Origin of the sequence: Pedobacter sp. UYP1, from assembly GCF_040547305.1 — a bacterium.
Taxonomy (GTDB): domain Bacteria; phylum Bacteroidota; class Bacteroidia; order Sphingobacteriales; family Sphingobacteriaceae; genus Pedobacter.
In genome coordinates this window covers 106,540-119,790 of sequence record NZ_JBEPPL010000016.1, presented here as the reverse complement: position 1 = coordinate 119,790, position 13,251 = coordinate 106,540, and the positions used below count along the sequence as shown (strand labels likewise).

Below are 13,251 nucleotides of genomic sequence, written 5' to 3'. Positions count from 1 at the left end.
ATTAATCGTCATCCCCTCTCATTAATGGAATCTGGATACTTATCCCGCTAATTTCCTCTAAGCTTTTGATAACATCAAATTTAGGGATCACCTCTTTATAGTTTCCTTCAGCAAGTACCCAATCTCCTTTTTGATCTTTTACCAAATCCGCAGCAGGTGTACCTTTTTTAGTGGCTAATCCTACACTTGCAGTAATTATATACTCTGCATCCAGCCCATCAAATCCTAGTTTAGGCTTATACATTAATCCTTTTGAGTCATAATAAACACCATGCCCGAAAGTAATCGAGGCACTGCCTTTTGCTTTAACTTCAAAATAACCATCTACGGAAACAACCAACATAGAAAGTTCTCCTTTGATCATCACACCAGCTTTTAACTCCACACCAAGTGTACTGGTTGCCTCCAATTTGAAGGTATCTTCTTTAGTTTCAGATACTGTATTAAATCCAAAACCTATTTTAGTATTGATCATACTTGTAATGACCAGATCCATATAAAAATCTACACTAGCCTTAAATCCTACATCATCATTTCCAAGATCCAAACCTTTTTTAAGCTGCTCTTTAATCTTTTGGTATAATCTTACTGCTCCAGGAGCAGCAGAACCACCAGAAATAGCACCAGCGACAAGACCAATAGCAGTTCCAATCAGATCGATTGTCAATTCCAGACCAATCAGCGGATTTGCATTAAAATTAATATCTATCCGAGTACCTATTTTAGACATAGGCGCACCTTTCTTTTTAGCACGTTGCAATTGCCAGGTTGCTGATAAAGAAAGATTAGGTGGTTTTACAGCAAATGAGATCGGCCCATTTTTAAATCCGATATTCCTCACTGTTCCTTTGGTCTGCGCAGTAATCGCGTCAGAAATAGAATTTAAACCAGAAAAAAGACTGTAGAGTTTTTTGAACTTTCCTTCATGTTGTTTTTTAAACTCATCATGTCCGCCATATGTTCCGTCACCGCCCATATTCCAATTACTTTGCAAATCGAAACCAAAAGAAGCTTCCTTTTGCTTCCACCTTCTTTCAGCACCCAGTTTACCAGCCCTGCTTTGCATCTCCCTATGCTGTTCGGGCGTAAAATTCTGCCACTTCACACTTAGATCATTGGTCAGGTTTAAGAAAAAGGTCAATACCCATTTGATATCCGAATAAGTATTGATCACCAGTGTTGGTTTATTCTGATCAGAAAAATAAGCGCAGGAATTGATATAATAGTAGAACTTATTCGCCTGTCTGCTCATCGGCCAGATGTAATCATAAGCATGTGCCCTTTCATCCAAAGGAGAATAAACCTTAGGATGAATAGTTTCCGCTGCATCCAGCTTGAGTGTAGTACTTGCTTTGGCAGGCAGCAGATCACCATAAGGAACTTCTAACTTATGCGGAGTAGAAACAAGATTACAAAGACCTTTAGTTTTAAAGTTTGAAATCTTTATCGGAATTTCTCTTTTGATACTTTCGCCAGGCCCGATAGTCTCATATTGTATACTTACTGCGTTATGCGTAAAAATTTTAAGTTTTATAGTCGTTCTGCGGTTAACGATACTATCCTGTTTACTCAGATTTTCATCCGCGTTTACTAATTTCGTTTTTCCATATCCTTTAGGAAAAATCCTGGAAGCATCAATATTTTTAGAAATCAGGTAATCTACTGCTGCTTTAGCCCTTTTTTCTGAAAGCTTCATATTGTACTCTGGGGTACCAAAACGATCGGTATGTGATCCTAATTCTACTGGTGTGTAAGGGATCTTCATCAAAATCTCCGCAATCTTATCCAGCTTCTTTTTATCATTGTCCCGTACCTTATACTCATCAAAAGCATAATTGATTTTCTCATCCAGATAGAATTCAGAATTCTTTGCGCCTTCAAGGTTGATCTTTCCTTCATCAAATACCGGAACCGCTTTAGGGTCCATCAGCTCAATTTTAGTATACCGGCAATGATCTACCTGTTTCAGATTTTCCAGTGGAGGCCCTACTGTAGCTACAGTAAGATTAGTTGGACTTGCTACTGCCGAAGTTGAAACTGCATTTTTAAGTCTCAGGAATCTGGCGTGCATATCCTGCTTCTTGCTATCCAACACTAATTTTTGAGTTAACGGATCCAATACTTTAACATAAATCTCCTGAACGTCCGGGCCCGTTTTAAGTTTGGGATACCATAAAAAAGTATGCCTGATCAGTAAATTAACCTCTCCATTCTCACATAAAATATTATTTAGAGTATCCACAGGAAAATCATCTCCCCACTCCATTTTAAAGAACTGTAACGTAACTCTGTTTCCATTTAACCCTTCAGTAAATAATCTCAGATGGACATCATCACCAAAACGGATCGGTTCTTTCCCAAGGGATGTTCCTTTATATTCTTTACTCCAGCTTGAACTCACAATCGATGGTTCGCAAACACCTCTAACCAGTATCCCCGCATGAAGACTCAGGTCAATTGAACCTGTTAAACTTGCTTCCAGGTAGTACATAGGTGAACTTCCGCAAAGTTTTTTAGGAATGGATAATGCTCTGATTTCAGGAACACCAGTTTTTGCAGCCATCAAAACCTTTTTGCGCTTCACATCTTCATATAACCAGGTGATGTTATTTTTTTGCGCTTCAGTAGTTTCCGGAAACCATTCTGCTACCTCAAATGCAGTCGCAACATCAGCTTTGATCAGTACTAAACTATCATTGGTGGTTCCGGGGAAATAACTTTCTCCGGCTTTTAATCGAATCTTTTTTGGTCCTTTTACAGTTTTCGCCATGTTATTCAAAAATTATTCCTTCAATACTAACCGGTTCTTCTGTTAACGCTCTGGGATCTACCGCAGGATTTAATACTTTGCTCACTTTTGGCTCTGCATTTTTGAAATTCTGTCCACCCGGTTCAGCAATCTGACCATGTTTAATTATCTTGATACAATCAGGCCCGCCAATCGGACAAGTTGCCTTGCTATCTTCCAGTATAATTTTACCACCATTGGTTAAGGTAGTGTGTTCATAAAAATATTTCCATTCCAAAACGATAGCATTACAGGGTTTGCCCAGCTGTTTTGCACAGGGGCCAAACGTATTCTGCTTAAAAGTGGCACCAATATCTTTGGTACTGGCAATGTACTTGGTTGATCCGCTTTTATCATTTGCGTACTCACGTTTATGGGTCAGCACTTTTAAAAAGTCAGGATTTTTGCCAAAATCACACATACACATTGCCCCCTCCACTACTAAATGTTTTTCTGCCATGTCTTTATGTTTAAGTTATTTCTCCCATAAAAAGTTAAAAATATCTGTTACTTTTCTCCCTTTCTGCGAAGCATTCCCATCAAGGAATGTCATTCCTCGTTGTTGACTTTCAGTTGTTATAATTTTAATTTCTTCTTCTTCATCTTCAATCAACTCAAATATTTTGAGTTCTGTTTCCTGAGGAATATTGAATTCAAGAATCCATTTAGCCACAATTGACCGGATTGACCTGGTTGATGGGTCCAGTACATACTTCGCTGTATAATTTCCTGTTGCACCAGCAGCATTTGGATTCAGGAGCTGTTCCAAAGGAAAACTCTGCTCTTCTAAAAGGTCAGCATTACTTCTTTTGTCGGTCACTGTACCCTGATGATGTATTTCAATATAATTGGCCTCATTCAAAAAAGGGATGACTTCTTGTGTGGTTTTGAATTCCACTGGTGCTGCGCGGCCTGCGATTGGAAAGGACAGTTGTTCTTCCACCTTAAATTCACCTCCGTAAGACTTGTAAACAGCAGCAAAGAAAACCGAATAGAACAACTCGTTTTTAAAAATCTCACTCACCCGCTCCGGCGTAGAGATAGCTTCTTCCATGAGTTCAAGATACCTTTCTGTGGTTTCGCCCTGAAAATATTCCAGTACCGCCTTTTTAGTTTCACTCCACCTGCTAATGAGTTCTGTATAATTATGGACTCCTATATACTGACCATCAAAGTCTATTTCCAGCAGCAACGGATAAAATACCTTTCCGCATTCATAAGCCAGTTGATCAGCAACCAGATCAGGAACTTTATTATTCAGGAAAACCGGGGAAGTCCTTTCTACCTTAAAAATCCTGGCCCGGTCAACCATAGTTTTCACAAAACTGATGTCGAGATTAAATTTTATCGTATACTCTTTTTCACCTAATAAATACGTGTACTGCACCCCATAACTACGGCAAAAATCACCTGATTTGAGCTGTAGTTTAAGCGCGTGCTGATCAACGAATTCTACCTTTTCCATCTTTAGTCAGATTCAAGTTCAGTCTTTGCCTTCTGTTTAGTTATTTTAGTTTCCTGTGTTCCTGTTTTAAAAGTAACTGCAATGGTATATTCATCCGGATTTACTTCAAAATGAAGTTCCGCTTTACCCATTTCAGGAATTCTTGCAAATGCTATTCTGAGTTCATTTTCATCAAAATCAAGTGTAGTCAGCATTTTTTGCCCTTTCTTATCAATCCATGCTACAATAACCTCTCTTGGTAAAGCTCTTTCCGCTACCGGATTATTTAGCAGGGAATCTCCAAAAATCTCTTCTGATTCCTGGTTAAAATAAAAAGGTTTAAGCTCATAAAATTTAACGGCCTTTGAATTCACCGTGAAATGCCAGTTGTAACGCTTCTGCCAGATATCAAACTGATCAGGCTTTATTTCGCCTTTCACAACACGCTCACGAACTTCTACAGGGGCATTTCTTTCGTAAGTGTCTTTAACAAATCCCGGTTCGAACAGGAAAGTATAATCTTTATCTAAATCATGTGCAGTCAATTTCACCTCTTTCGCCTGAAATTTAGCCACCTCAATTTGTTTAGGGCCTCCGGAAAGCCATAAAACTATACCACCGCCAGGAGTTAATCCCAGTGTTAAATAATTATAATCTTCTCTTTTATTAGTTGTATGATCAAGATAACCATCTTTTAAAAGATGGGCTATTTCCTGCTGAGGCAGCGCAAAACGTCCGCGGTAAAATTTATTCTCCGCAAAAGACAACCAGGTTAAAGACAGACTGTCTGGTGCTGGTCTTTTCTCCGGCCCAACATCCATTACCCCACCATTATCTCCCCAACCCATATTTACAAAAGCAGATCTTGGTAAATTGGGGCTATAACCATGATTGGAAATAAACTGTCCTTCAATAATTCTGATCGGGTACTCCTGTGGAGCTCCAACTGTTGGGATCCACTTATATTCTTCTGTCTGCATACGCTGGCAAGATGATAATTGAAAAATTAAGACCAGCTGAATTGCGATCAACTGGAATATCGTTATTATTTTAACCTTCATAAGGTATTCTTTTACGTACGTTGTTCTCCATATTTGGCTGGAAAGGGCCTCCTATTCCATCATAATTAGCCGACCAATGCAGGAATTGATTACGCAGTAATCTCAGGTTCTTTTGTTCAGTTAATGCTGTATTATAATCAAATGCACTAATTTTTTTGGCATTATAATCTGCTATTAATTGTTTGTAGTACATGAATTTATAAGGAAGCTCCTTACCGAATACATACCCATGTAACTTCTTTTTTACCCCATCTAATAATGCATAGGTTAATTTATACTCACCTTCTACACCAACCTGATCAAAAGGTAAAGGAACTGGTTCTTTCAATCCGAATTCCGACATAAAATGAAGCGGGATATAACTGTAATTTTTTTTCAGCGCACGTGTACCTGAAAGTTTGCGCCTTACAGAATGTAGTTCCAGTTGCTCTTCCAAATACCACCCTTCAGCAATCAGCCGGTTTTTTTCCGCTTCTAAAACTGCACTGCCACCATTCAGAATTTCATCTACATATTCGGTTTCATCCGGATAACTGCCTCCAATATCAGAGTGTACACCCGGTAGTTCTTTCTCTATACCTTTTTTTCCGGCACTTTGGATACGGGTGAGTGCGAAATATTTACGGTGCTCATTTTCAGCAGTAAAATGAATCACCTTTTCTGCTTTAAAAAGTCTGTCCAGATGCAGTTCTCCCACATCATTGCTAAAATCAGGAGAAATCACAAAACCACTTTTATTAAACGAGGATACAGTATCGAATAATCCCACAAAACGAATAATGATATTGGTAACTTTCACACCTTTGCTCAGTAGTAGTTTCCCCAATTCTCCGCCTTTTGGTAATCTTTCCAGGGTAGTCACCTGCCCGTGAATATCATATCTAACACCGGTGCCTGCCTGGTAAGATGGATAGTCAGACTGGGTAACCTCATAAATGAAATTTCTCGCGGCAGCTGCCCCTCTGCTAAAACCAAATACATCAATCGTCAGTGTATTCACCTTTTTCTTTGTGGCTTTAGCTACAACACGATCAGCCAGTTGCTGACAACCTTTTAGCACTTTCTTAGGTATACCTGTTTTTCCAGCACCGAACCCCGAACCAGTCGTATCATCTGAATCCAGATTCGTCGTTCCGATTCCTTCGGTATAAGTCTTAATAATCTTATCAGATTCTTTATAATAAGCAAGTAACCTCGCTACATTAGACAAATCATTTCCATAACTCCCTTCATTTTTACCAGTGTCATGGTTTTTGGTATTGGTCATATTATTTAAAGTACCATCAAAGAAAACACCCGCAATAATGTCTATGCCATCTACTGTGGTGTATTTCATTTGCTGAGGCTCTCCGTAAACAATCCCGTCTTTAGAGTTCTCTGTTACTTTTTGAGCAGCATTGGACTGTATAGTCTTGGCAAAGGCAGTATATTCCTGTTTTGCCATTTCCTGCATATGCCCGTTGGCAATTTTCGTGATATTACCATTTCCCATAATTAAAAGAGATTACTTTTTTCCCCACTATTATTATGAATTGTTTTGGCAGCATGTTTGGTAATGCTTCCTTCTAAACTACTCATACTGAGTGCACCTGCCGCAGTCTTGGTAATATTGGTTGCTTCACTCTTAAAAGCATCCAATGCAACCTCGCTGATATTTGCAGCAGTCAGTGAATAATCTGCTCCGGTACTGATGGTATTGTTCACGCCAACCTGTGTGGTCATGTCATTGCCAGCGAGTGTTCCAATATTCTTACCTACGTTAATGTCCAGGTTCTCTCCGACATTGATTTGCATGTTCTTCGAATTCAAAGTCATGTTTTCGTTGGCAGTAATGGTAATATTGTTTCCGCTGGTATCAATATGGATCAGATTTTTGTTGATATCTGTGATCGTAATTCCATGTCCGGAAGGTCCGTCGTTGAATTCGACTAAATGCCCGCTTCTGGTAGTAATACTTTTCAGGTGATTCGCATCCTTACCTCCGGCGCCTGTATTTCCATGAAAAATACTCCCCATTACAAAAGGTCTGTCAGGGTCATTATATCTGAAACCTACCACCACCTGATCTCCAACTTCAGGAATGAAAACATAACCTCTGTTTTTCGCAAAAGGCTCACTGCTTCCCCCGTCAGGAGTTAGTACTCTGATCCAGTCGGTAGTAGAATTGTCTTTTTGCCAAAGCATCTGAACTTTAATCCTGCCTGTTTGCGAAGGATCATTGTTATCGGTTACAATAGCGATCTGAGATTCTGCCTGAGGGGCTTGAATATGCGCCACCGGTAAAACCTCTGTATTCGAAGGAACACCTTTAAAAGTGTTGTTATATCTGCCAAGACCATCAATATGATGGCTGATTTCTGTCACTAAAAACTTGCCTACAGAATCCTGGTTAAAACTTGCCGATCCTATTTTATGGGAAACCTGCACATCAGCAATGCTTCCGATATTTAAAGCCGTATTGGTACTCTCTCCGGTAAGATCGGAAAGATTTGAAGCCATTGCCGCTTTATGTTTATCTGCCAGCTGTTCCAGCTGACTTTTATTATCTACCCTTGGCTTGACCGGCGTATTTACTTTACTGTCAAATACGGTAGTGGATTCCTTAAAAGCATGCTGTGAAAAATCATTAAGCCCTTTACTCTGGTTGGCAGAGTTGGTAGCCAGTGTATTATCTTCCTGAGAGCGGTAAGAATAATAAGAGAAATTCATAGGCTGAATCCTCACTGCCATATTCATAAAATTCAGGTTCTGGCCATGTACCAGTGAAACTGTACGCTGGTTAGCTGGCATTCCAAAATGAAGTGTCTTTCCATCATAAAAGAAGAACTCACCATATTCTGAACTCAACCTGTTTATAAAGGCAAAATTGCTTTCTTTAAACTGAGTAATGTATTTCAGTCCTTCTTTATAAGCAGGCTTAATTGCAAACTCCATTTCATTTGTTGGCAGCGTATCGGTAACTTTTTTCACAATCTGATCCAGCTTCATATCGCTGTAAGAGATGAGATTTCCACCAGTTTCCAGCAAGATTGTCGGAGAAAACCCTTTGATGATCAAGTTACCTCTCAAGCCATGGCTTTGCGTCAGATTAACTTCGCAAACCACCCCTTTAAAGTCCATGTTCCCTTTATCAATACTGACGATAAAACTTTTGCCTACCCATGTTTTCGACTGATCAATTTTAAATCCTCCGGTTTGTTCAATCACATCCTGGTTAATGATGAGCTCAAATTCATGGTGACGGTTAAACGCCTGAGTAATACTCAGCGAGTTAAAATGAACAATTGCAGTATCATCAATATGTATTTCCAGATTTATTTTCTTTTCCATCTTGCAGAAATTAGCTGTTATTTTTGTTGGTATTATTTTCCATAACTCAGTTCGAAATTCATTCCCGGCACTAACCCGTTAATAGTTTGTCTTATAAAATCAAGATGTCTTCTTTTGAGTTCTGTTCCGGTATTCATAATTCCGGGAAAGTCATTCAGGGTATTTTCCCAGGACACTCCCTGTTCCAGATAAGTACCTGGTGTGTAAAGTACCCCACTACCTGTATGGGCAAACTTGTGGTTTATAGGAGATTGATCAGGGTTGTCGAGACTTAGTTTCCTTGCGTCCCAGCGGATATCCCCTTTCTGATAGGTATTTGGATTTGTCTTGTGAATTGCTGCTGTCCAGTGTGCGCTATTGTCCATGACCCAGTTTACTTCGAAAGAAGTTTTAATAGGTGCGGCCAGATAATTCATGGGTAAGGTTGATCCGGGAATAATTTTGATGTGCAATTTTCCTCCCCAGACAGACCGGATCAGTCTTTCTACCTTTCTGTGGAAATCTTTGGTTTCGGTATACGTCCACCTGCTGGTACCCGGAACGTTGTTCCAGTTATATCTCCATCTTTGCACAACTTTAAAATCATTTTTTTCAAGGTCGAACAAGATGGAGAAATAAGGCGTATCTTTTTTGTAGCGTAACATAGATGATAACTAAGAGAACATTAAGCTTTTGGCCAGTCATTGGTATGCTCAGCATTTCCAAGTTTTAGTTTTCTGGCAGAAATGACAAAACTCAGTGTCATTGGTGTATTGTCATTAACGGCAATTCCTTCATTGTACTGAATGATATACCCATCTTCAAATGAAAGCTCTTTCATCTTTGCATCTTCTTCGCCTTTTTTAAAGATGATCGTGCCTGCTAATGGTTTATATTGATTATTTACCATGGATTCGATAACTGAAGTATCTTCAGTTGATTCTATTTCAAGGTGAATAGACCCACCATAAACACCTGAAGACGGACGTCCTTTGGCATCTACATCTCTATTTAAGGAGAAACTGCATTGCAGTACATCGAATTCCTTAGCGCCTAGAGTTAGTCTGGTTTTAAAAGCCATAATCGTATGAGTTAAATGGTATTACTAATGATTTGAATTGATTTGATCCGATCGAAAAGAATCCGGCAGTTCCGGCATTCAAAGCTATGGATTAATAAGCTGGCTTAAGCTAAGCCTTCGGCCAGTCGTTGGTATGCTCAGCATTGCCAAGCTTTAACTTACGGGCAGAAATCTGGAACTTCAGCGTCATCGGATTATCACCCGTGACATTAATTCCTTCGGTATACTTGACAATATAACCGTCCTCAAAATGAACTTCTTTCATTTTGGCATCTTCTTCAGATTTTTTGATCAGTAGTGTACCGGCTAAAGGTTTATATTGATTGTTGACCATTGATTCGACGATAAAAGTATCTTCAGTCGATTCAATTTCCACGTCGATTGTGCCGCCATATACTCCGGAAGAAGGTCTTCCTTTGGCATCTACATCCCGGTTGAGCGAATAGGAACAATGGAGCACATCGTACTCCTTGCCCGAAAAGTTTAATCTTGCTTTGAAAGCCATAACTTTAATTTTTGGGTGAAAAATATTTACTAAGTATATACAATACTAACAATAATTTTGCCAACATTCCAACTTTCGTTTCTTTATCAGACCCGCCCCCCTTTGATTGCAGATCAGGGAGATATATTTTTTTTATCAGGCCCAAAACGGGAGTAACATCAAATTAGATACTGTTTCGTGAATGTTGAATTAGGCTACAGTTTGTAGTTAAAGGATACAGTTATGCCCAAAATTTCAGAGAAAAAACCAAAACATGGCCTTCAGCTAAAAAAACACCTGTTGAAAGCGTGTTGAATAATGCCTAGGAATGACCTTGCAATGACCCCAGTCATTCCAACCTCATCTCAAGGTCTTTTTAACGACGTTTCAATAGAGAAGTGTAACAGGATTTCTACTTATATTTTCATATTTTCCGGAAAATAAAACCCCATCAAAACTAGTTTTGACGGGGTTTTATTTGAATAATTGAATCAGGATTATCCCAGTCTCAATACCAGGTGTAAAGTAGCAAGAACGCTCATCTTAATACCAGATGTAGCGTACTTCCTTTTTGAATATTATAATCTGCCAAAGTCCTTCCATCTTCTAATTGCTTGCCCCCATAAATTAAGCGCTGTTGATCTGGCGGTATGCCTTCTTTATCCTGTATTTTAGCTTTTACGTTTTCAATCGTATCTGACGACTGAACTTCAAGTGTAATGGTTTTACCTGTTAAGGTCTTTACATAGATTTGCATGGCAGAAGCTGTACTCACAAAGGCGCACAGCATAAAAACCACAAATAAGGAGAGAGAGATTTTTTTGAACATAGTTTATTATTTTAAAGTGCAATTTAATTTATTTTTTAATCAAAACAACACAAAAACAATCACGAAAAACAAAAACGAATCAATAAAACATAGTATTTATTCCATAAGAATATTTAGTTTAGCTTAAACTAAATTGTTATTATTATGAAAAATTACTTATCACTATCTTTTCTGGCTCTGATTCTTGTTTATTATACTACAGAAGCTACTGCAGGCAAGCTTCCTGCTGAAACTTCCAAATCAAATTCTTCGATTAAAAACCCAGTTATATCTCCGTTAAGCGGATCATTTACAAATCTTTTTTTCACATTAACTATCTCCGGACCAAGAGGAATTGTTTATGGCGGGGGAACTAACCACACCTACCGTGTAACTGGCCAGGGAGGAACAGACTACACCTGGACTATCGGTAATCTTGGAACTATCGTAAGCGGTCAGGGAACCAATTCAATAGTCGTGCAATACCAACAAATATCAGAAAATACGTTTCCCTTTTATATCACAATTACTGCTTTAGATAATAATACAGGTGAAAAAGGAACATTTATTCAAAAACTATCAGGCTGTAATAGCTGTCCGGCAGATTAAAATTCCAAAGTTTTAAGCTGTAATAAAGTTTTTCAACACAATGCCCTTCCTTAATGAAGGGCATTTTTTTTAAACATATGTTCACACATCTGTTATACCGATCAATAAGAATAAACCGTTTATTATACTGCTTAAGACTTACAGCTTTAAGAATCGGAGTATCATTTGAAAATCAAGAATGTGGAGATCTTTGTCTAAACATCCCAACCATCTGATCCCTTTTTGAATTTGGCTAAACTATTGTGTAATTTTGCAATAGTAAAAGAAGGCAAGAGTCAAGGGTATAATCCTGTCGCTTTCGCCTGCTAAACAACTAACTATAAATAAACAACTTAACAAAACAAAATATGTCATCAGTAGAGACTACTTACGTTCCTTTTAAAGTAAAGGACATTTCACTGGCAGAATGGGGCCGTAAAGAAATTGGATTAGCAGAAGCAGAAATGCCAGGCTTAATGTCTTTGCGTGCTGAATTTGGTCCTTCAAAACCATTAAAAGGCGCACGTATCGCAGGATGTTTGCACATGACTATCCAGACTGCAGTTCTGATCGAAACTTTAGTTGAACTTGGAGCAGAAGTGACCTGGTCATCCTGCAATATCTTCTCTACACAAGACCACGCTGCTGCTGCTATTGCTGCTGCCGGAATCCAGGTTTATGCTTGGAAAGGTTTGAATGAAGCAGATTTCGACTGGTGTATTGAGCAAACTTTACACTTCGGTCCAGAGCAACAACCATTAAATATGATCTTAGACGATGGTGGTGACTTAACCAACATGGTTTTCGATAAATTCCCTGAGCTGATTGCTGCAATCAAAGGATTATCAGAAGAAACTACTACTGGTGTTCACCGTTTATACGAACGTATGAAAAACGGAACTTTGCATTTACCAGCTATCAATGTAAATGACTCAGTTACTAAATCTAAATTTGACAACAAATACGGTTGCCGTGAGTCATTGGTAGATGCGATCCGTCGTGCTACTGATGTTATGCTTGCTGGTAAAGTTGCTGTAGTTGCAGGTTACGGTGATGTAGGTAAAGGTTCTGCTGAATCTTTAAGCTCACAAGGTGTTCGTGTTATCGTTTCTGAAATTGACCCTATCTGTGCATTACAAGCTGCAATGGAAGGTTATGAAGTGAAGAAATTCGCTACAGCAGTTAAAGAAGCTGATATCGTGGTTACAACTACTGGTAACTGTAACATCGTTCGTCCTGAGCATTTCAGAGTAATGAAAGATAAAGTTATCGTTTGTAACATTGGTCATTTTGACAATGAAATCGACGTAGCCTGGTTAAACTCTAACTACGGTGATACTAAAATCGAAATCAAACCACAGGTTGATAAATATACTATCGACGGTAAAGACGTTATTTTATTAGCTGAAGGTCGTTTAGTAAACTTAGGATGTGCTACTGGCCACCCAAGTTTCGTGATGTCTGCATCTTTCACTAACCAGACTTTAGCACAGTTAGAGCTTTGGACTAACCCAGGAAAATATGAGAACAAAGTATATGTTCTTCCTAAATCACTGGATGAGAAAGTAGCACGTTTACACTTAGCTAAAATTGGTGTTGAATTAGACGTATTAGATCAACAACAAGCTGATTATATCGGTGTACCAGTTGAAGGTCCTTTCAAACCGGAAGCTTACAGATACTAGTCC

Annotated in this window: 12 protein-coding genes; 2 read left to right on the top strand and 10 right to left on the bottom strand. The window is 38.8% G+C overall.

Going from position 1 to position 13,251, the window contains the following annotated elements:
- Window position 1: 1 nt before the first annotated feature.
- The 10 genes from ABIB30_RS23505 to ABIB30_RS23460 all read right to left on the bottom strand — a co-directional run bounded on the left by ABIB30_RS23505 (window position 2) and on the right by ABIB30_RS23460 (window position 10,996).
- Entirely contained in the window at window positions 2-2,770 is a 2,769-nt protein-coding gene (locus tag ABIB30_RS23505; protein WP_354305492.1) for an OmpA family protein, read from the bottom strand.
- A 1-nt stretch (window position 2,771) separates the two neighbouring features.
- Window positions 2,772-3,248, bottom strand: a complete 477-nt coding sequence (locus tag ABIB30_RS23500; protein ID WP_068406003.1) for a DUF4280 domain-containing protein — start codon at window positions 3,246-3,248, stop codon at window positions 2,772-2,774.
- 15 nt (window positions 3,249-3,263) lie between these two features.
- The gene (locus tag ABIB30_RS23495; protein WP_354305491.1) at window positions 3,264-4,253 is read right to left on the bottom strand and encodes a hypothetical protein; all 990 of its coding nucleotides are present in this window, start codon (window positions 4,251-4,253) and stop codon (window positions 3,264-3,266) included.
- A gap of 2 nt (window positions 4,254-4,255) precedes the next feature.
- Entirely contained in the window at window positions 4,256-5,212 is a 957-nt protein-coding gene (locus tag ABIB30_RS23490; RefSeq protein ID WP_354305490.1) for a DUF2931 family protein, read from the bottom strand.
- A gap of 70 nt (window positions 5,213-5,282) precedes the next feature.
- The gene (locus ABIB30_RS23485) at window positions 5,283-6,785 is read right to left on the bottom strand and encodes a phospholipase effector Tle1 domain-containing protein (protein WP_354305489.1); all 1,503 of its coding nucleotides are present in this window, start codon (window positions 6,783-6,785) and stop codon (window positions 5,283-5,285) included.
- Window positions 6,786-6,787: 2 nt separating this feature from the next.
- On the bottom strand, window positions 6,788-8,623 hold the full coding sequence (locus tag ABIB30_RS23480) for a type VI secretion system Vgr family protein (RefSeq protein ID WP_354305488.1): 1,836 nt from the start codon (window positions 8,621-8,623) through the stop codon (window positions 6,788-6,790).
- 32 nt (window positions 8,624-8,655) lie between these two features.
- On the bottom strand, window positions 8,656-9,267 hold the full coding sequence (locus ABIB30_RS23475) for a hypothetical protein (RefSeq protein WP_354305487.1): 612 nt from the start codon (window positions 9,265-9,267) through the stop codon (window positions 8,656-8,658).
- A 20-nt stretch (window positions 9,268-9,287) separates the two neighbouring features.
- On the bottom strand, window positions 9,288-9,683 hold the full coding sequence (gene tssD, locus ABIB30_RS23470; RefSeq protein ID WP_354305486.1) for a type VI secretion system tube protein TssD: 396 nt from the start codon (window positions 9,681-9,683) through the stop codon (window positions 9,288-9,290).
- A gap of 109 nt (window positions 9,684-9,792) precedes the next feature.
- A complete protein-coding gene (gene tssD / locus ABIB30_RS23465; protein WP_354305485.1) occupies window positions 9,793-10,188 on the bottom strand; it encodes a type VI secretion system tube protein TssD in 396 nt (131 codons plus the stop codon).
- A 517-nt stretch (window positions 10,189-10,705) separates the two neighbouring features.
- Complete coding sequence (locus tag ABIB30_RS23460) at window positions 10,706-10,996, bottom strand: ubiquitin family protein (RefSeq protein ID WP_354305484.1); 291 nt, start codon at window positions 10,994-10,996, stop codon at window positions 10,706-10,708.
- A 144-nt stretch (window positions 10,997-11,140) separates the two neighbouring features.
- On the opposite strand from ABIB30_RS23460, the gene ABIB30_RS23455 reads away from it, so the two are divergent.
- Together ABIB30_RS23455 and ahcY are read left to right on the top strand one after the other, a co-directional pair.
- A complete protein-coding gene (locus ABIB30_RS23455) occupies window positions 11,141-11,584 on the top strand; it encodes a PKD-like domain-containing protein (RefSeq protein ID WP_354305483.1) in 444 nt (147 codons plus the stop codon).
- A gap of 347 nt (window positions 11,585-11,931) precedes the next feature.
- On the top strand, window positions 11,932-13,248 hold the full coding sequence (gene ahcY / locus ABIB30_RS23450; protein ID WP_068405975.1) for an adenosylhomocysteinase: 1,317 nt from the start codon (window positions 11,932-11,934) through the stop codon (window positions 13,246-13,248).
- The last annotated feature ends 3 nt before the right edge of the window (window positions 13,249-13,251 follow it).